At 43.1% G+C, this 20,656-nt stretch carries 18 protein-coding genes and 1 riboswitch; of the genes, 17 read left to right on the plus strand and 1 reads right to left on the minus strand.

Features of this window, described 5'->3' with window-relative positions:
* The first annotated feature begins 1 nt into the window (after position 1).
* The 6 genes from murC to lpxC all read left to right on the plus strand — a co-directional run bounded on the left by murC (position 2) and on the right by lpxC (position 6,977).
* Positions 2–1,450: a UDP-N-acetylmuramate--L-alanine ligase gene (gene murC / locus JR005_RS05320; protein ID WP_218665685.1), complete on the plus strand. Its 1,449-nt coding sequence runs from the start codon at positions 2–4 to the stop codon at positions 1,448–1,450.
* A gap of 50 nt (positions 1,451–1,500) precedes the next feature.
* Positions 1,501–2,430: a D-alanine--D-alanine ligase gene (locus tag JR005_RS05325; protein WP_151732126.1), complete on the plus strand. Its 930-nt coding sequence runs from the start codon at positions 1,501–1,503 to the stop codon at positions 2,428–2,430.
* A 3-nt stretch (positions 2,431–2,433) separates the two neighbouring features.
* Positions 2,434–3,288 carry a cell division protein FtsQ/DivIB gene (locus tag JR005_RS05330; RefSeq protein WP_049174418.1) on the plus strand — a complete coding sequence of 285 codons (855 nt, stop codon included), beginning with the start codon at positions 2,434–2,436 and terminating at the stop codon, positions 3,286–3,288.
* Positions 3,289–3,352: 64 nt separating this feature from the next.
* Positions 3,353–4,615: a cell division protein FtsA gene (gene ftsA / locus JR005_RS05335; protein ID WP_004985871.1), complete on the plus strand. Its 1,263-nt coding sequence runs from the start codon at positions 3,353–3,355 to the stop codon at positions 4,613–4,615.
* 168 nt (positions 4,616–4,783) lie between these two features.
* Positions 4,784–5,965 (plus strand): cell division protein FtsZ, encoded by a 1,182-nt coding sequence (gene ftsZ / locus JR005_RS05340; RefSeq protein WP_034699341.1) that lies wholly within the window; start codon positions 4,784–4,786, stop codon positions 5,963–5,965.
* A gap of 109 nt (positions 5,966–6,074) precedes the next feature.
* A complete protein-coding gene (lpxC, locus tag JR005_RS05345; protein ID WP_151722060.1) occupies positions 6,075–6,977 on the plus strand; it encodes a UDP-3-O-acyl-N-acetylglucosamine deacetylase in 903 nt (300 codons plus the stop codon).
* Between the two features lie 97 nt (positions 6,978–7,074).
* Here the strand turns inward: lpxC and JR005_RS05350 are convergent, their stop codons facing one another.
* A complete protein-coding gene (locus tag JR005_RS05350; RefSeq protein ID WP_044435644.1) occupies positions 7,075–7,518 on the minus strand; it encodes a hypothetical protein in 444 nt (147 codons plus the stop codon).
* Between the two features lie 110 nt (positions 7,519–7,628).
* Here JR005_RS05350 and JR005_RS05355 point away from each other — a divergent pair, with 110 nt between their 5' ends.
* The 11 genes from JR005_RS05355 to JR005_RS15235 form a co-directional block, all read left to right on the plus strand.
* On the plus strand, positions 7,629–8,324 hold the full coding sequence (locus JR005_RS05355; protein ID WP_218665686.1) for a M23 family metallopeptidase: 696 nt from the start codon (positions 7,629–7,631) through the stop codon (positions 8,322–8,324).
* 245 nt (positions 8,325–8,569) lie between these two features.
* On the plus strand, positions 8,570–11,284 hold the full coding sequence (gene aceE / locus JR005_RS05360) for a pyruvate dehydrogenase (acetyl-transferring), homodimeric type (RefSeq protein ID WP_004985864.1): 2,715 nt from the start codon (positions 8,570–8,572) through the stop codon (positions 11,282–11,284).
* Between the two features lie 3 nt (positions 11,285–11,287).
* A complete protein-coding gene (locus JR005_RS05365) occupies positions 11,288–13,297 on the plus strand; it encodes a 2-oxo acid dehydrogenase subunit E2 (RefSeq protein ID WP_218665687.1) in 2,010 nt (669 codons plus the stop codon).
* A gap of 237 nt (positions 13,298–13,534) precedes the next feature.
* Entirely contained in the window at positions 13,535–13,912 is a 378-nt protein-coding gene (locus JR005_RS05370) for a hypothetical protein (RefSeq protein WP_004985857.1), read from the plus strand.
* 104 nt (positions 13,913–14,016) lie between these two features.
* Positions 14,017–14,140: riboswitch (yybP-ykoY riboswitch) on the plus strand.
* Positions 14,141–14,216: 76 nt separating this feature from the next.
* Positions 14,217–14,792, plus strand: a complete 576-nt coding sequence (locus JR005_RS05375) for a TMEM165/GDT1 family protein (RefSeq protein ID WP_004985854.1) — start codon at positions 14,217–14,219, stop codon at positions 14,790–14,792.
* Positions 14,793–14,941: 149 nt separating this feature from the next.
* On the plus strand, positions 14,942–15,742 hold the full coding sequence (locus tag JR005_RS05380; protein ID WP_004995559.1) for an MBL fold metallo-hydrolase: 801 nt from the start codon (positions 14,942–14,944) through the stop codon (positions 15,740–15,742).
* A gap of 102 nt (positions 15,743–15,844) precedes the next feature.
* Entirely contained in the window at positions 15,845–16,861 is a 1,017-nt protein-coding gene (locus JR005_RS05385; RefSeq protein WP_004995557.1) for an AI-2E family transporter, read from the plus strand.
* Between the two features lie 119 nt (positions 16,862–16,980).
* Positions 16,981–18,447: an IMP dehydrogenase gene (gene guaB / locus JR005_RS05390; protein WP_004995554.1), complete on the plus strand. Its 1,467-nt coding sequence runs from the start codon at positions 16,981–16,983 to the stop codon at positions 18,445–18,447.
* Positions 18,448–18,568: 121 nt separating this feature from the next.
* Entirely contained in the window at positions 18,569–19,906 is a 1,338-nt protein-coding gene (gene glmM / locus JR005_RS05395) for a phosphoglucosamine mutase (protein ID WP_004995553.1), read from the plus strand.
* 13 nt (positions 19,907–19,919) lie between these two features.
* Complete coding sequence (pdxH, locus tag JR005_RS05400; RefSeq protein ID WP_004995552.1) at positions 19,920–20,576, plus strand: pyridoxamine 5'-phosphate oxidase; 657 nt, start codon at positions 19,920–19,922, stop codon at positions 20,574–20,576.
* Positions 20,577–20,656, plus strand: an 80-nt coding sequence (locus JR005_RS15235; protein WP_416378512.1) for a hypothetical protein, incomplete at its 3' end; no start/stop codon positions are given.

Genomic DNA, 20,656 nt, shown 5'->3' on the forward strand with positions numbered 1-20,656 from the left:
TATGTCACCATCAACACCAGCTGATCAAGCTAAAAAACTGATTAAAGTCCCTGAAATGCGCCGCATCAAACACATTCATTTTGTGGGCATTGGGGGTGCGGGCATGTGTGGCATCGCCGAAGTACTCAAAAATCAGGGCTATAAAGTTTCGGGTTCGGATATTAAAGTCTCAAATACCACAGCTCAATTAGAAGAAAAGGGTATTAAAGTTTATATCGGACATACGGCAGATAATATTCAAAATGCCAATGTCTTAGTGGTGTCTACCGCAATTGATCCTGAAAATCCAGAAGTGAAAGCGGCCATAGAAAGCCGAACTCCTGTAGTACGTCGCGCTGAAATGCTCGGCGAGTTGATGCGTTATCGTCATGGTATTGCGGTTGCAGGTACACATGGTAAAACCACAACCACCAGTTTACTGACGACGATGTTGGCTGAAGAAAATCTTGATCCGACTTATGTCATTGGCGGTTTGTTGAATCGTACAGGGGTGAATGCAGCTTTAGGTGCAAGTCGTTTTATTGTGGCTGAGGCAGATGAGTCAGATGCTTCGTTTTTATATTTAGAGCCAATGGCTGCGATTGTCACCAATATCGATGCCGACCATATGGACACTTATGGTGGCAGTTTTGACACGCTAAAAGATACTTTTGTGCAGTTTTTGCATAAATTGCCGTTTTATGGTTTGGCTGTGGTCTGTGGTGATGATGCCAATATTCAGGAAATTTTGCCGCGTATTGGTCGTCCAGTCTTGACCTATGGTTTTGGTGAAGATAATGATATTCGTGCGGTTGAAGTCGAACAGGATGGTATGCGCTCACATTTTACCGTGCTTCGTAAAGACCGTGAGCCATTACGTTTAACGATTAATCAGCCGGGTTTACACAATGTCTTAAATGCGCTTGCGGCGATTGGTGTAGCAACCGATGAAGGTGTATCGGATGCTGCCATTAGTCGTGCGCTAGAAGGCTTTAGTGGCGTGGGGCGTCGTTTTCAGGTTCAGGGTGAATTTGAACTGGGCGAAGGTAATGTCAAACTGGTGGATGATTATGGACATCATCCTAAAGAAGTGGAAGCGACCATTAAAGCCGCGCGTCAAAGTCATCCAGATCGCCGTTTGGTGATGATGTTTCAGCCGCATCGCTTTAGCCGTACCCGTGACTGTTTTGATGATTTTGTTGATGTGTTATCGCAAGTGGATCAACTGTTATTGCTCGAAGTTTATCCTGCGGGCGAAAAGCCGATCGTGGGGGCGGATAGTCGCTCACTGGCACGGAGTATTCGTTTACGCGGTGAAGTTGAACCGATTTTGGTTGATCCCGTAGAAGGTAACCTGCAAAACGTGATACAAAAAGTGTTACAACCGAATGACTTGTTATTAACACAGGGTGCAGGTAACGTGGGAGCAATTTCAGTCGAACTGGCTCAGCATCATTTGTATTTAAAATAATGCAGTTCACCCTTTTCAATATTGTGCTTTAAAAGTTTAAGGATATAAACGTGTCAAATGCTTCAAAATTCGGCAAAGTTGCCGTGTTGTTCGGTGGGAAATCGGCTGAACGTGAGGTCTCTTTAGATAGTGGCAACGCGGTACTTGAAGCCTTGTTACGTTCAGGTGTACAAGCAGAAGCATTTGACCCTAAACATCGTAGTGTCACTGAGTTAGTGAATTATGATCGTGCTTTCATCGTGTTGCATGGTCGTGGCGGTGAAGATGGTCAAATTCAGGGAACACTGGAATGGTTAGATGTGCCCTATACTGGCACAGGCGTTCAGGGTTCAGCCATTGGCATGGATAAAATCAAAACCAAGCAAATCTGGCAAGGCACTGATTTACCGACAGCCCCGTATCGCATTATCAGCAAAGACTCCAATATTGATGAGATTGTAGATAGCTTGGGATTACCGGTAATTATCAAGCCAGTCCACGAAGGGTCAAGTATTGGTATGAGCAAGGTCGAGAAAAAAGAAGACTTTGCTCAGGCGATTGCCAAAGCCACTGAACATGATGCGATTGTGATGGCTGAAAAATGGATTACGGGGTGTGAATACACCATTGTGGTATTAAATGGTGAGGCGTTACCTGTGATTCGTCTGGAACCCCCAAAAGATGTGGCATTTTACGATTATGATGCCAAATACCAACGCAATGATGTGCAATATGGTATTCCCTCAGGTCTGAGCGAGTCAGACGAAAAGCAACTGCAACAACTCACCTTACGTGCCTTTCAGGCGGTAGGTGCAAGTGGTTGGGGGCGTGTCGATGCTATGCAGGATCAACAAGGTAATTTCTGGTTATTAGAAATTAATACTGTTCCGGGAATGACCAGTCACTCATTGGTGCCTAAAGCCGCCAAAGCGGTGGGGGTTGGGTTTGATGAGTTATGTGTTGCGATTTTAGAACAAACGCTTCAAGGTACGGCTCACTAACTTATGGCTCAACTTCCAGCATCCATGCGCCGTCGTCGTGCGGCCATTACTTCCATCCACGAAAAACCGCCTTCGCCTAAGCAAAAGTTAGTCAATGCGGGTGGGTGGTTATTGTTGCTGGTCGCATTTGTGGTGCTCGGTTTAGGCATTTTTGGCTTGTATAAGGTCATTACCGATGCGCGGATTGCTGAATTAAGTATCGTCGGTACTCAGTCGACAACAGAACAACAACAACTCATTCAACACATTCAGCCTATTGTTAAAGATAATTACTTTACTTCGGATCTTGAGCAAGTCCGAGATAAAGCGCTTGAGATCTCATGGGTAGATCGTGTGGTTGTATCACGTGCTTGGCCTAATAGTATTCGAGTCCGTGTATTGCCACGTCATGCGATTGCGCGTTGGGGCACTGGACGATTGTTGAGTGATGGCGGGGATGTGTTTAGCGAAGCAGATCCACAAAATCATCCAAATTTGCCGATGTTGCATGGTCCGCTCAGTCAATCCAAAGCCATGATGCGTCGTTATAACGAAATTAACCAGTTATTTCATCCGGTCAATCTAAGGTTAAAAGAGTTATATTTAACTGAACGAATGACTTGGTTTATGCAGTTTGATTCAGGTTTAAGGGTCATTGTGGATCAGGATCAAACCATGAGTAAGTTGCAGCGCCTGAGTCATCTTGCGCAAACTGACCTAAAACCCGTATGGCCTAAAATCTCTGCCATTGATTTGCGATACCGAAATGGATTATCACTACAATGGAAGAACGCTATACCACCCAAAATTGTCAATGGTCAGTTTGTTGTAACCAATGATGACACAAATGTTGCAGGTGGAATAACCACGAAGCCATAATATGTGGTTTTAAAATAACAGGCATTTTTGCCCATACTAAACAACGAACAAGTGGTAGTGAGTAATGAGTGAAGCTGTTCCCTCGATTGTTGCGATTGATATTGGGACACATAAAGTTTCAGTTTTAATTGGTAGAGTTCACGCACCGGATAATATTCAGGTCATCGGGATGGCAAACGCGCCGAACCGAGGTATGAATAAAGGAAAAATTGTTAGCTTGGATAAGGTGATTGCTGCAATTAAAAATGCCGTTGCCGAAGCAGAAAATATGGCGGAATGTCGTGTACATACTGCATGGGTATCGATTCCAAGTACAGAATTACAGAGTTTTTATGCCTCAGGTCGCACTCCCATTGCCAAAGCTGACCATACGATCAGTACCAATGAAGTGGTGCGCGCATTAGAATTGGCTAAAGCCAGTCATGTGACGCCAGATTATTATCTGGCCAGTGCCGTGCCGTTGGGTTTTGAACTGGATGATGAACCTGAATGGGTACAAAACCCGATTAATATGTCAGCGCATAGTATGACGGGACATTATCAACTGATGATGATGCCGATTAGTACCATGCAAAATCTGGATCGTGCCATGAAAGGCGCCAATATTGGTGTCGAAAAAATGGTGGTATCTAGTCTGGCAACTGCGGAAGCCAGTTTACTCAAAGACGAAAAAGAATATGGCGTCTGCTTGCTGGATATTGGAGCAGGAACCACCAATATTGCGGTCTATCTGGATGGTCGTCTGGCTTTGGCTCGAACATTACAGCGCGGTGGAGAAAATGTGACACGTGATATCGCTGCCGTGTTACAAACGACGACTGAAGAAGCAGAACGTATTAAGATTTTACATGGCTGCGTCGATTTGAGTGTGGTCAAACCTGATCATATGATTCAGGTACAGGCCATTGATGGGCCGCAAACCATTAGTCGCATAGAGCTTGCTGAAATCATTATTGCACGGTATGAAGAGATTTTTACCCAGATACGTGAAGAGCTTGAACGTACAGGCGCGCTGAGTGGTTTATATCATGGTGTCGTTCTGACTGGTGACGCCTGTCAAATCGAAGGTATGGTGAGTCTGGCACGACGTATGCTTGGTGTTTCTGCACATTTGGGCAATCCACCTTTACAGGTGTATGCTGATGATCAACATCAAGCCGCATTACGCCGCTCAATGTATGCAACAGCAGCGGGGCTTTTGCTTTTTAGCCAAAGCGAATTGCAAGATGCAGTTGAAGAAGCAGATGAAGTCAATGACCGCACATTTGTGGATCGTGTAGTCAATGGCTGGAATACTTTGAATAGCAAGTTAAAAGCTATTTTTTAAGATGTATATATTTATTGGGAATATTGTTTGGAAGTTGTAAGAGAAAATTGTCATACTTGACAAGGGAAGTATTGCACAGCATTCTAAAATCTATTGTTTTTTGAAGTATTAAGGCAGTATACGGGCTGAAGTGACTGCCACTTATTGAAATTAGGAACCTTAAAGGTCATGGCATCATTTGAATTTATAGAAGATGAACTAAGCGATAGTAACGGACAAGCCCGTTTCACTGTATTTGGTGTTGGTGGTGGTGGTGGTAATGCCGTACAGCACATGGTGCAATCCGACATTAAGGGCGTAAAGTTTGTCTGTGCCAATACAGATAAGCAAGCGCTGGATAGCATGAATGCACCGTTTAAAATTCAGTTAGGTGAACAAAGCACCCGTGGCTTGGGTGCAGGTGCCAATCCTGAAGTGGGTCAAATTGCGGCTGAAGAAAGCCGTGAAGTGATTCGCCAACATCTTGAAGGCACCGACATGGTGTTTGTGACTGCGGGAATGGGCGGTGGTACAGGTACAGGTGCTGCGCCAGTGGTTGCTGAAGTGGCTAAAGAAATGGGCATCCTAACCGTGGGTGTCGTGACTACACCTTTTAATTTTGAAGGTCGTCGTCGTCAACGTTCTGCTGAAAAAGGCATTGATGCACTAGAGTCTCATGTTGACTCACTCATCATTATTCCAAACCAGCGTTTGCTGAGTGTGTATGGCGACATCTCAATGAAAGATGCCTACAAAAAAGCAGATGATGTGTTATTAAATGCGGTTCGTAGTATCTTTGATTTAGTTGTGAATCGTGGTCACATCAACCTCGACTTCGCGGATTTGAAAACTGCGATGAGTACTCGTGGTTATGCCATGATGGGTGCTGGTTTGGGTCGTGGTGAAGATCGTGCCCGTCAGGCAGCAGAACAGGCAATCCGTAGTCCATTGCTGGATAATGTGAATATTATTAATGCCAAAGGCGTGTTGATTAATATCACAGGTGGTGATGATATTACCTTACGTGAAACTGAAATTATTACCGATGTTGTCAATCAAATTGTGGATCTGGACGAAGGTGAAATTTTCTACGGTACAGTATTTGATCCTGATGCACGTGATGAACTTCGTGTCACTGTGATTGCAACAGGTTTAACCCGTAATGCATCTGATGCAGAACAACAGCCAAGAAAACGTTCAGGTGTTGGACACGTCCAAGTACCAAGTTCGCATCCAACCGATGAAGATGATGTTCCTGCGATCAATAAACGTCAAAATACTGAAGCGCCAGCAGCAACTACTGCGGGTGCAGCGCCACGCTCATCTCCGATGAGCATTCAGGACTATCTAAAAAATCAACAGCGCAAGTAATAAAATCAAACATTTAAAAGGAGGCAGTGTATTTACACTGCCTTTTTTGTTTTTTATCAATAGCTAAATGTGCTAACGTATAGCGGTTTTAAATTGAAGTTAGAGTAGCATGTTGAAACAACGTACCCTCAAACGTGTGGTGAAAGCCAGTGGAATTGGTCTCCATAGTGGTCAAAAAGTGATGATCAATTTTCTGCCGCATGTTATTGATGGGGGAATCGTGTTTCGTCGCATTGATTTAAATCCACCTGTGGATATTCAGGCCAATGCTTTACTGATTCAGGAAGCTTTTATGTGCTCTAATCTGGTTCAGGATGACATCAAGGTGGGCACGATTGAACATGTGATGAGTGCAATCGCAGGTTTGGGGATCGATAATCTAATCATTGAAGTATCAGCTTCTGAAGTTCCGATTATGGATGGTAGCGCAGGCCCATTTATTTATCTGCTGATGCAAGGCGAACTCGTCGAGCAAAATGCACCGAAAAAATTTATTAAAATTTTAAAGCCTATTGAAGCATTAATTGATGATAAACGTGCCAAATTTAGTCCGCACGAAGGCTTCCAACTAAATTTTACCATTGATTTTGATCATCCTGCCTTTGCCAAAGAATATCAATCTGCCACCATCGACTTTTCCACTGAAACCTTTGTGTATGAAGTCAGTGAGGCGCGTACTTTCGGATTTATGAAAGATCTGGATTATCTAAAAGCCAATAATTTAGCGTTAGGTGCAAGTCTGGATAACGCGATTGGGGTGGATGATACGGGTGTCGTGAATGAAGAGGGTTTGCGTTTTTCAGATGAATTTGTCCGTCATAAAATTTTGGATGCAGTTGGTGATTTATATTTAATGGGACATCAAATTATTGCCAAATTTGATGGTTATAAATCAGGTCATGCACTCAACAATCAATTATTACGCAATGTTCAAAGTGATCCAGATAATTACGAAATTGTAACATTTGATAACGAAATAGACTGCCCGATTCCTTATGTAAGTGTGAGCTAAGTCATTGTCTTAGTGGGGTATGTTATATTGTAACTTTGAATTGTGTTAAGTGTGTCACAATATTAATCAATGACAGTTTTATATTTTGAAATGGTTGTTACTTTTTATTGCTTGCCAAACGTAACAAAGCTTGGCTAAGCTTAGGGTCGTTCACTAATCCAGCAGCACTTCGTAACATTTCTTGGGTGTCTGGTGATAAAGAAGTGACTTCAGTTACATGACTTTGATGCTGATTTTGAGATGCATTTCTTAAACGAAGCTGAAGTTTCTGTAAATCCTGTAGTCCTTCGATCTGAGTGAGCTTAGAAATGTATTGTGTTTGAAGATATCCGAGCTGACTGATCATGGCCTGATTTTCGCCTGTAATCGTCAAAACACCATACTGATAACAGACCACCTGCCATTTTTCTGGTTGCGGCAGTAGGGGCTGAATAAGTTTCGTAAGTCTTTGCCATTGTGCGACTTGCGTTGTAAGAAACGTTAGGTTTCCTGTTTTTATGTGTTTTCTTGTTTGTTGAAACACGTTTTTAGGATCAGTCATCGGGATAGAGTTTTCCTCATCAGATTACGGTCATCTTAAACGTTCATTTCAATAGATATCAAGGACGAGATCACGCAAGAAACTTTTTAAGAACAGTTCAAGAGGTTTTTATGCATTCGAGACGTATACTACTTGCTTTTTCACTGGCAGCTTCTGCTGCATCAGTTGCTTTCGCAGATTATCAAACACTGAATAGCCAAGATGCACCAGACCGCTTAGAAGCATTGTCTCGTACACTCTCGCAAGGCGCTTACACTCATCCTGATGATCTTGATCTTCCAGCATCAGCCAAAGTATCGGTGACGCTACGCGAGAAAACAGTTGAATTAAATAACGAATCTCTTGAAAAGAAATATGGGAAAACTGGTAACTCAGCTAGATTCTCAGCTTCAAGTAACAATCCCTATTCTTCATGGTTGATCAAACACCCATTACCTGAGATGACTCGTATTTCATCTGAATACGGTATGCGTACGTTGATGGGCACAACACGTGGACACTCTGGTATTGATTTAGCTGCGCCAAGTGGTACGCCTATTTATGCAACAGGTCCTGGTATCGTGACTAAAGCGGGTTGGGGCACAGGTTATGGTCAATACGTTGAAGTCAATCATGGGAACGGTTATTTGACTCGTTATGCTCACGCATCACGCATCATGGTGCGTGCAGGTGATCAAGTTCAAGCAGGTGAGCATATTGCCAATGTCGGTTGTACTGGACGTTGTACAGGTCCTCATCTACATTTTGAAGTGGTACGTGATGGAGAGCGTAAGAATCCATCTAGTTACCTCGCCTTGCTTCCATAATAGCTTTATTGGTCATGCTCACTCCGTGCAATATTTCTATTATTTAAGTTAGCATTAGATTTAAAATATTGTGTATAAAAAATCGCCTATATTGGCGATTTTTTGTTATTTTGAGTAATGAAAAGTCAACAACTATTTATTATCTAAATAATGCTGTCAATCTGTATTCACTGGCATGGCTAACTTGCGCCACCCCAAATATGATAAAAATATGGACTAACCGTAGACTAAGGAAAAGGTGAGTTATGGCGTTTTATGGTGATTCCGACGCACAAGAAACCCAAGAATGGCAAGATGCTTTCGATTCCGTTTTGCAGCATATGGGTACAGAACGTGCTGCTTTTTTACTCGAAAAGCTCTATCAACGCGCAATTGCGAAGCATGTGCCTATTCAGCGCCTAAATACTCCTTACTTAAATACCATTTCAGTAGAAGAACAACCTGCCATGCCAGGCGATCAGGATATGGAGCGTCGTATTCGTGCCCTTATTCGCTGGAATGCATTGGCAATGGTATTGCGCGCCAATAAAACTGGTGATGATCTGGGTGGTCACTTGGCCAGTTTTGCATCTTCAGCCACCTTGTATGATGTAGGCTTTAACCATTTTTTCCGTGCCAATAGTGATAGTTTTGGCGGCGACATGATTTATTACCAAGGTCACTGTGCACCTGGTATTTATGCCCGTTCTTTTCTTGAAGGTCGTTTGACTGAAGAACAATTGAGTAACTTCCGCCGTGAAGTGAATGGCAATGGTTTATCTAGCTATCCGCATCCCTATTTGATGCCTGACTATTGGCAGTTCCCAACCGTATCGATGGGTCTGGGACCGATCATGTCGATTTATCAGGCCCATATTCAAAAATATCTGATGAACCGTGGCTTAATTAAAGAAGAAAACCGTAAAGTCTGGGCGTATCTCGGTGATGGTGAAATGGATGAGCCTGAAAGTACAGGTGCCATTTCACTGGCAGGTCGTGAAAAGTTAGATAACTTGATCTGGGTGGTGAATTGTAATTTACAGCGTCTAGATGGCCCTGTGCGTGGTAATGGTAAAATCATTCAGGAACTGGAATCCTTATTCCGTGGCGCAGGCTGGCGTGTGATTAAAGTGGTCTGGGGGCGTCATTGGGATCCGTTATTAGCCAATGACAAATCAGGCGCATTAAAAGCCGTGATGGAAGAAGCTGTTGATGGTGATTATCAGCGTTATCAGGTCAAGGGTGGAGCGTATACACGAGCACACTTCTTTGGTAAATATCCTGAAGCTGAAGAGTTGGTGAAAAACTTAAGCGATGAAGATATTGATAATCTGAATCGTGGTGGTCATGACCCGTATAAAGTCTATGCAGCCTATGCTGAAGCCATGAAGAGTACAGGTCAACCAACCGTAATCTTGGCGAAAACCGTAAAAGGTTATGGCTTGTCGGATGAGATCGAAGCCGTCAACAAGACCCATCAGATCAAAAAAATGCACGTTGATTCACTCAAATATGTACGTGATCGCTTCAATCTGCCATTTACCAATGAGCAACTTGAAGAATTGCCGTTATACCGTCCAGCAGAAAACTCGCCAGAGCTTAAATATATGAAGGCGCGTCGTGAAGCATTAGGGGGTTATCTGCCGGCACGTCGTAAAGAAAGTGAAGCGTTAGCCATTCCAGATATTTCAATTTTCGATAGCGTACTCAGCGGTAGTAACGGAAAAGAACAATCGACCACCATGGTGATGGTGCGTTTGATTGCGGCGTTGTTGAAAGAAAAAGCCATTAAAGACCGTGTCGTTCCAATTGTACCTGATGAAGCACGTACTTTTGGTCTGGAAGGCATGTTCCGTCAATTAGGTATTTATGCTGCGCATGGCCAGAAATATACGCCTGAAGACAATGAACAGCTCATGAACTATCGTGAAGCGAAAGACGGTCACATGTTGCAAGAAGGGATCAATGAAGCGGGTGCCATGAGTGCTTGGGCAGCTTTGGGGACCAGTTATTCGACCAATAACTTGCCAATGATCCCAATGTATATGTATTACTCGATGTTTGGGTTCCAGCGTATCGGCGATATTGCATGGGCAGCAGGCGATGCACAGGCACAAGGTTTCTTGCTCGGTGCAACAGCAGGTCGTACAACTTTGAACGGCGAAGGTTTACAGCATCAGGATGGTCATTCACATATTCTCGCCAGTACCATTCCAAACTGCGTAGCATATGATCCTTGCTTTGGTTATGAGTTGGCTGTGGTGGTGCATGATGGTTTACAGCGTATGTATGTCAATCAGGAACGAGTGTTTTATTACCTCACAGTCATGAATGAAAACTACGAACATCCAGAAATGCCAGTAGGTGCTGAAGAAGGCATCAAGCGTGGGATGTACTTGTTTGAAAAAGATGACAAGGCCACCGTGCAGCTCCTTGGTTCGGGTGTGATTCTGCGTGAAGTGATTAAAGCAGCCAAGATCTTGCGTGAAGAATATCAGATTCATTCCAATATCTGGAGTGTCACCAGCTTTAACGAATTAGCTCGTGATGGTATGGCGTGTGATGAATACAACCGCTTGCATCCACTGACTGAAGTCACCAAAGAATCTTGGGTGTCTCAGCAGTTGCGTGGTACAGATGGTATTGTGGTATCAGCGACCGATCATATGCGCGCCTATAGCGAACAAATTCGTGCTTATCTGCCAGATAACCGTCCTTATGTGACTTTGGGTACAGATGGTTATGGTCGTTCAGATACACGGGGTAATTTGCGTAGTTACTTTGGCGTTGATGCAGCACACATTGTGGTTGCCACATTGAAAAAACTGGCAGATGAAGGTGAAGTTGAAAACCGTTTGGTGAAAGACGCCATTTCAAGCTTTGAATTGGAAACGGACCGTCCTGTCGCATGGGCACCTCAGGCACATCCTGAAGTTCAGCCTGTTGCAGCTTACCAAGAACAATCAGGTGAGGGGAACTAAGACATGCAAGTGAAAACACCTGATATTGGCGTAGAAAAAGCAACGGTTGCCGAGATTTTAGTCAAGGTTGGCGACCAGATTTCTGAAAATGACAGTCTGATTTTACTTGAATCAGATAAGGCATCTGTTGAGGTTCCAAGCACAGCTTCTGGTGTGGTCAAAAGTATTTTGGTCAATCAGGGTGACGAGGTAACTGAAGGCACTGCTCTCATTGAATTAGAAAGTGGCACGAGTCAAAGTAGTGAGGCTGCATCCAAAGAACAGGCGCCTGTTCAAGCAGAGGCAACTTCTAAATCGACGACAACTGAAACCCCAGAGCAAGCAGCAACGCAACCGACGGCTTCCACTGCATCTGGTGCAACCACTGTGGTTGAGGTACAAGTGCCAGATATTGGTGTAGAAAAGGCCACAGTTGCGGAACTCTTAGTTAAAGTGGGCGATGAAATTTCAGAAAATGACAGTCTGATTTTGCTTGAGTCCGACAAAGCATCGGTTGAAGTGCCAAGCCCTGTTTCTGGAACCGTTGAAAGTGTTGCAGTGAAAGAGGGTGACAGTGTTAAAGAAGGTGTGCTTTTACTTAAAGTGAAAACACAAGCTGCAAGTGAAGAGACAACTGAACAAACAGCTACGGCAAATGAAAATACCGTAGCGCAACCTGCCGAGACCACTTCAACAACTGTTGAAGATGAAAAGGATGCACAGGAAACGGTTAGCTCAGGTGAACAGGAAATTAACGTACCTGATTTGGGTGTTGATAAAGCCACGGTATCTGAAATTTTAGTACAAGTGGGCGATCATGTAGACGCACAACAAAGTTTGTGTGTGGTTGAATCTGATAAAGCTTCAGTCGAAGTGCCTAGTAGTGTCGCGGGTGTGGTTAAAGCGATTCATGTCAGTGTTGGACAACAGGTTAAACAGGGCATTGCGCTGGCAACAATTGAAGGTGAAGCAAAATCAGCGCCTAAAGTCAAAGCTCAAGCTGCTGCACCTGCTGCCCAAACGAGTTCAGTCAAAACCCAAAGTGTTACAAAACCTGCCGAACAACCAAAGGTTGCTGCGGTTGATTCGGCAAGCAAGCTGAGTCAGGCACAAGAAGCTGAAAATGCTAAAGTCTATGCAGGACCTGCGGTGCGTAAGCTTGCACGTGAGCTGGGTGTAATTTTGGCACAGGTCAAAGCATCTGGTGAGCATGGGCGTTTGATGAAAGAAGACATCTATGCTCATGTGAAACAGCGTATGACGGCTCCTGCGTCAACGGCAACGACTTCTGCGGCACCTGTTGCTTCTGGATTACCAGCATTGCCAGATTTTACTGCTTTTGGCGGCGGTGAAATCAAAACCATGACGCGTTTACAACAAGTATCTGTGCCACAATTGTCACTCAACAATTTCATTCCGCAAGTGACTCAGTTTGACTTGGCAGATATTACCGAGCTTGAAGCATGGCGTGGTGAGTTAAAAGATGGCTTTAAAAAGCAAGGCGTGAGTCTGACAATTTTAGCGTTTATTGCGAAAGCAGTTGCGCATTTGCTGAAAGAAGAGCCTTACTTTGCTGGACACTTGGCTGATGATCAAAAATCAGTTTTGCTCCGCAATGAAATTCATATGGGGATTGCAGTCGCGACACCTGATGGTTTAACGGTACCTGTGCTGCGTAACCCAGATCAGAAATCGATTAAGCAAATAGCTGTTGAATTAGGTGAACTCAGTCAAAAAGCACGCGATAAGAAATTATCACCGAAAGACTTACAAGGCGCTAACTTCACCATTACCAGTTTAGGTTCAATTGGTGGAACGGCATTTACGCCATTGGTGAACTGGCCACAAGTCGCGATTTTGGGTATTTCACCTGCAACCATGCAGCCTGTATGGAATGGTAAAGACTTCGATCCGCGCTTAATGCTGCCATTGTCGTTGTCTTATGATCATCGCGTCATCAATGGCGCAGATGCTGCACGTTTTACCCATAAGTTGACCAAGTTGCTCAAAGATATTCGCACACTGTTGATTTAAAATCTGTATTGAAAAAGACCTCGCTTTGGCGAGGTTTTTTTATGTTTAGGTCATTTGAACGATCGATATGGTTTTCGATTTTTATTTACATGAGATCAGTAAATAAACATTTTTTTAGTATGTTTAATACAGGATTGATCTAAACATTACACAGGGATGCACTAACATAAATGATGAAAAGTGACGCAATGAGATGCAATTAAAAAAACACCTTTAAAACAGTCTAGGAGTAAAGTAATGACAAACCAGAATGATCAAAAAAATTTAGAAGTAGATTCTGATCGTTTGCAAAGCAACAAGATTAAAGCCAACGATTTAGATGTCAATATTTTGGAAAATGATGAATTTTCATCACAGCAACTTGAAGGTTTAACCGATAGTGCTGAACTAGATGAGGAATTTAAGCAGGAGAAAAAAATGAAATCAAACCAAGATTCTAATCAATCAAGTGAACAAACGGATACTGGTCAGGATGACAGTCAGGGCAATCAAGCGATACGTGAAGCTGTGGAAAAAATTGATGCAGAGCAGTTAGAGGAAAATTTAAAAGATCGTCATCCAGAGCATCCTAGTCCAAATCCTGCTCCATTTATATCGCGAGATGAGGAGAAATAGATCGAATCAAGTCAAAAAATTTGATTTTGTATTCAAAAGATGATTTGTGCCGTATTAAAAATCTACTCAAAATAATATGAATTATTTTCTTAATTTGATATGATAAGGCTACTTCATTGGGGAGTAGCCTCCAGTTACGCAAAGTAATTGGGTGATGATCAACATAATTGTTCCACCGAACATGGTCATCATAGCTTGAACGTTTGCGCGTTCTTTAGTTGGCAAGACCTTTGATTTATCGTTCTGCACTTTTGGCTAGCAGGGGCGATAGGTCATAGGTATATATGCTAGCCAGAGAACAGATATGCAAGAATTCCTGATTTCGACTTCTGTTGTTGCCCTTGCTGAAATGGGCGACAAAACCCAGCTTCTCGCGCTTTTACTCGCTGCCCGGTTCCGCAAACCTGTTCCTATTCTGATTGCAATTTTGTTGGCAACGACCATCAACCACGGTTTATCTGCGGTGTTGGGTCAATGGCTCACCACAGTCTTAAACCCAACGGTGATGGTGTGGGTGTTGGCGATTGGTTTTATTGGAATGGCACTCTGGATGTTAATTCCAGATAAACTGGATGATGAAACCGATAGTATTAATAAATGGCAACGTTTTGGTGTGTTTGGCGCCACTTTTATCTTATTTTTTCTGGCTGAAATTGGAGATAAAACACAAATTGCGACAGTCGCTTTAGCCGCCCGTTTCGATAGCGTATTTTGGGTGATGCTGGGTACGACCGTGGGCATGATGATTGCCAATGCACCAGCCGTATTTATAGGCAACAAAATGGCAGATCGTTTGCCAATCTCGCTGATTCATAAAATTGGTGCTGCGATTTTTCTGATCGTCGGTATTTCAACCTTGGTTCAGCATTATTTCTTTTAAAACAAATATAAATGATCAAGCATCTGTTCGCAGGTGCTTTTTTATGCCTAATTCCCAGTCGTAAACAAGTCATAATTTTATCGCAATTAGAATCCCATTGTTTTATTATGGAATTAAACTAAAATTTATCTTAATTGGGGAATTGGGGTATGACATTTGAACATACAACTTCACAAGTGTTATTTGATCGTGATGGGCATCGATGTATTCGCTTTAGTAGCTTAGTCAAAGGTGAAGGGGTACAGGCAAATCAATTTTTGATTATTGATCAACAACGCGCCGCTGTCTTGGATCCTGGTGGCGATTTGACCTATATGCCATTAACCATGGAACTGAATAAATATACCCGTCTGGAAAATCTGGACTATGTCATGGCCTCGCATCAGGATCCAGATATTATTACCTCTATGCCTCGTTGGTTGGTCTATACGAATGCCAAAGTGGTGGCTTCAAAACTTTGGGCACGATTTTTACCGCATTTAAGTTCAACGTTTATGAGTGAACGGATGAAAGGGCACTGGCTAGATCGGCTGATTGAATTGCCTGATGAGGGGCAAGTGTTGCCTTTGGGGAATAGTCATATTGTGGTGGTGCCAGGACATTTTTTACATTCTGTGGGTAACTTCCAGTTTTATGATCCGATCTCGAAAATTCTATTTTCAGGTGATATGGGGGCTTCGATGGTGGAGGATGCTGCAAAACCGATAGAAAATTTTGCTGAACATATTCCAAACATGAAAGGCTTTCATCAGCGTTATATGTGTTCTAATCGCGTCATTCGCTTATGGGTCAATATGGTTCGTCAGATGGATGTCGAAATGATCGTGCCTCAACATGGAACAGCGTTTGTTGGAAAGGCACAGGTTCATGCGTTTTTGGACTGGATAGAGGACTTACCCTGTGGGATTGATCTTATGGATCAGACCAATTTTGCATATCCTGTTAAATGATCAATTCATAACAGATTTTGATAGTGACTCTGTTTTAAAATAGCAGTAAGGTTAAGCGATCTTATTGTTATTTTACTTTTTACAATAATAAAGGAAAACAGAATGACACTATTGAATGAGCGACAAAGCCAGATCGCCAGCTATATCATTATGACTGTTGCATTACTCATTCTGATTCCATTACATCTATTGGTGGCTTTTTTATCAGGTTTCTTGGTTTATGCGCTTCTCACCAAACTAAGTCCGTATGCTGAAAAGTTTTCCAGTGGCAAATATGGGCGAATTATTGCAGTAGCCATTTTTAATATCGTGGTGATCAGTATTTTGGTATTTCTGGTTTTTGGTTCTATTGCGTATGTAGTGCATGATCTGAAAGACGGTGGACTGGTCACCATGAGCCGAAATCTGGACACTCTACTTGAACGCTTTCAACAGGAGTTTGGTCAATATTTCTCAGGTTATATTCCTGAAAGTCTGGATGATATGAAGCAGTACGCCTTTGAGTGGCTGAAAAATCATGTGGAGACCTTACAACATGCAGGCACAGATGCCTTACATGCTTTTGTAACCATGATTATTGGGATGATTTTAGGGGCTTTGGTTTCTTTAAGTCCCATTGAAGACACTGAAAACGTACCTAGCTTTAAGCACCAATGTCTACAACGTTTAAACGTACTCTATACTGCTTTTAAAAATGTAGTGTTTGCTCAAATTAAAATTTCAATTGTGAATACTGTTTTGGCAGGTATATTTATTTTAGCGGTTTTACCATTACTCGGCATGCATTTACCTTTTGCCAAAACATTGGTGATTTTAACCTTTATTTTTGGACTGATTCCTGTTGTGGGAAATTTGATTTCAAATACATTGGTCATACTCTCTGCCATTAGTATTTCGTTTACGGCTGCCGCGATTGCCTTTATCTATTTGGTATCGATCCATAAGCTTGAATACTTTTTAAATGCCAAAATTATAGGCCAACGCATCAATGCCAATGCATGGGAACTCTTGATTGCAATGTTATTTTTTCAGGCGGTCTTTGGTCTGGCTGGTTTGATCGTTGCTCCTATTTATTATTCTTATTTTAAAAATGAAATGAAACAGGCGGGACTCATTTAGCACGAGTTTATTCAATTTAAACTCAAAACAAAGATGTCATAAAATTTCCCATAATAAAAAATGAAATTTAATGGCAAATTTGTTTATAATAGCGCACGGAAACTACCAGTGAGATTGTTATGCTGACCATCGTTCAAGAAGCGTTGACCTTCGATGATGTCTTATTACTCCCTGCCTACTCTACAGTTCTTCCAAAAGATGTCTCCTTAAAGACACGTTTGACCCGCGGTATTCAACTTAATATTCCTCTTGTTTCGGCTGCAATGGATACTGTGACTGAGTCACGTATGGCGATTGCTATGGCTCAAAACGGTGGTATTGGTATTTTGCATAAAAATATGGATATTGCCGCGCAAGCAGCAGAAGTACGTCGTGTCAAAAAGTTTGAAGCAGGCATGGTGAAAGACCCGATTACGGTGACCCCTGAAACGACAGTAGGTGAACTGATTGCCATTACACAGGCCCATAATATTAGTGGCGTACCTGTGGTCAAAGATGGCAAAGTGGTTGGGATTGTGACAGGGCGTGACACACGTTTTGAAACGAACTTAAATCAGCCAGTTAGCAATATCATGACTCCCCAAGACCGTTTAGTGACGGTGAAAGAGGGCGAATCTAAAGAAAATATTCAGGCGCTACTACAAAAGCATCGTATTGAAAAAGTATTGGTGGTGGATGACAGCCATGCCTTGAAAGGCTTGATCACGGTGACTGACTTCCGTAAAGCTGAACTGTATCCAAATGCATGTAAAGATGAATTAGGTCGTTTACGCGTGGGTGCTGCGGTAGGTACAGGTGCTGAAACTCCAGCACGTGTAGAAGCGCTAGTTGAAGCAGGTGCCGATGTGATCGTGGTGGATACTGCGCATGGTCATTCTGCGGGCGTGATTGAGCGTGTGCGTTGGGTGAAACAAAACTACCCACAAGTTCAGGTCATTGGTGGCAATATCGCAACAGGTGATGCGGCTTTGGCGTTGCTCGATGCAGGTGCGGATGCAGTAAAAGTCGGGATTGGACCAGGTTCGATCTGTACCACACGTATTGTTGCGGGTATCGGTGTTCCGCAGATTTCAGCGATTGATAATGTCGCTTCAGCACTGAAAGAACAAATTCCATTGATTGCTGATGGCGGTATTCGCTATTCAGGTGACTTGGCCAAAGCGATTGCGGCGGGTGCCAGCACGATTATGGTTGGTTCACTCATGGCAGGTACCGAAGAAGCACCGGGCGAAGTTGAATTTTTCCAAGGGCGTTACTATAAAGCGTATCGTGGTATGGGTTCATTAGGTGCAATGTCTGGCGCGACAGGTTCATCTGACCGTTATTTTCAGGATGCCAAAGCGGGTGTTGAAAAATTGGTACCAGAAGGCATCGAAGGTCGTGTTCCTTATAAAGGCCCAATGAGTGCGATTGTGCATCAAATGATGGGTGGTTTACGTTCATCGATGGGCTACACAGGTTCTGCCAATATTGAAGAGATGCGTCAGAATACCAAGTTTGTGAAAATTACCTCTGCGGGGATGCAAGAGTCACATGTACATGATGTGACCATTACCAAAGAAGCCCCGAATTATCGGGTGGGTTAATTTTCACCATCGCTACACATGAAAATGCCGTCAGTTCACTGACGGCATTTTTGTTTTGGTGTAAAGTAAACACAATGAAACAAAGGCTGTGATCGAGCAGTCCATAATAAGTGAGTAGAACATGAGTTATTTTGGAACAGATGGCATTCGTGGAAAATTTGGAGAAATGCCGATTACCCCTGAGTTTGCACTCAAACTAGGATTTGCCGCAGGTAAGGTTCTGGTACGCACCAATCCTAAAGCCAAACCATTGGTGGTATTAGGCAAAGATACACGACTGTCAGGATATATTCTGGAAGCAGCTTTACAGGCAGGTCTGAACGCGGCTGGGGTGTATGTGCACTTATTAGGGCCATTGCCAACGCCTGCCATTGCTCACTTAACGCGTGCTTTACACGCACACGCGGGGATTGTGATTTCCGCATCGCATAATCCTTACTATGATAATGGTATTAAGTTTTTTTCCAGTGAAGGCAAAAAATTACCTGATCATTTACAGGAACAAATCAATCAAGAATTAGAATATGACATCCAGATCGAAAATACCGCCAATCTGGGTAAGAGCGTTCGGGTTAAAGATGCCAATGGACGTTATATCGAATTTTGTAAATCGACTTTTCCCTATCATTTTGACTTGCGTAATTTAAAAATTGTGGTGGATTGTGCCAATGGTGCGGCTTATAGCGTCGGGCCAGCGGTGTTTCGTGAATTGGGCGCCAAAGTCGTGGCCTTATACAATGAACCAAATGGTCTAAATATCAATGAACATTGTGGTTCGACCCATCCAGAACAGTTACAAAAAGCAGTGCTAGAGCATCAAGCCGATCTTGGCATTGCTTTTGATGGCGATGCGGATCGCGTGATTATGGTGGATCAATTTGGTCATCAGGTCGATGGCGATCATATTTTGTATATTTTGGCGACTCAGGCCAACAACAAGCCTGCGGGTATTGTGGGAACAGTCATGAGCAATATGGCGCTGGAATTGGCGCTGGAAGCAGCGCAAGTGCCATTCGTTCGTGCCAAAGTGGGTGATCGCTATGTGCTGCAAGCGCTTGAGGAAAATAATTGGGTGATTGGTGGGGAACCATCTGGTCATATTTTAACTTTAGATAAAAGTACTACGGGCGATGCAATTATTGCGGCATTGCAAGTGCTGACCGTGATGGTTGAGCAGGAAAAAGCCCTACATGAATTGGTCGCTGACTTTAAACTCTTTCCACAAGTCTTGGTCAATGTTCGTCTTGATCAAATGATCGATCCGTATGCGGTACCTGCTTTGGTGGCAGAGTTTGAAAAAGCCGAAGCGCAACTGAAAGGACGTGGTCGCTTATTGATTCGTAAGTCAGGCACAGAACCTGTCATTCGAGTGATGGTCGAAGGTGATCAACAAGAAGAAGTGACAGCGCTTGCCAATCATTTGGCTGAAGCTGTGCGTTTTCACGCCACTGCTGCATGAAAGGGGAAATCATATGAGTGACCTGATTAAAGACCTGAGTGAATTACGTCTCAGCTATGAAAAAGGTGAGCTGTATGAAAATCAAGTCAGTCCAAATCCTCATGAGCAATTTTTACAGTGGTTTAATTACGCACTAGAAGCAAAAGTTCATGAACCGTATGCTATGTCGGTGGCAACTTGTAATGTTCAAGGTCGCCCACATGTGCGGACGCTGTTGCTGCGTGGTGCAACAGAAGCTGGTTATGATTTTTATACCAACTATGACAGCCAAAAAGGACAGGATTTAGCTGAAAATCCTTATGTCGAGCTGATGTTTTATTGGCATGATCTGGAGCGACAGATTCGGATTGGTGGTCGAGTTAATAAAATCCCTGAACTTGAAGCGATTGATTACTATCATAAGCGTCCACGTGATAGCCAGATTGCGGCACACATTAGTACGCCACAAAGTGGTGTCATTGAAAGTCGTGATGTGTTGGTGCAGCGTTTTAATCAGCTCCATGATCAGGTGGGTGACAAAGCTGAGTTACCTAAACCTGAGTTTTGGGGGGGATATCGCCTACAGCCTGATTATTATGAATTTTGGCAAGGTCGACCCAACCGTTTACATGACCGACTCAGTTATGCGAAAGTGGATGGTACATGGAAGTTACAGCGTTTAATGCCTTAAATGATCCGATTTCAAATTAAACAACGCCCTTTATTGACACGTCCTGAACAGTTTCAGGGTGTGCCGACTTTTATTGCTCA

It is taken from the genome of Acinetobacter sp. Colony158, from assembly GCF_019264745.1.
Taxonomy (GTDB): Bacteria; Pseudomonadota; Gammaproteobacteria; order Pseudomonadales; family Moraxellaceae; genus Acinetobacter; species Acinetobacter ursingii.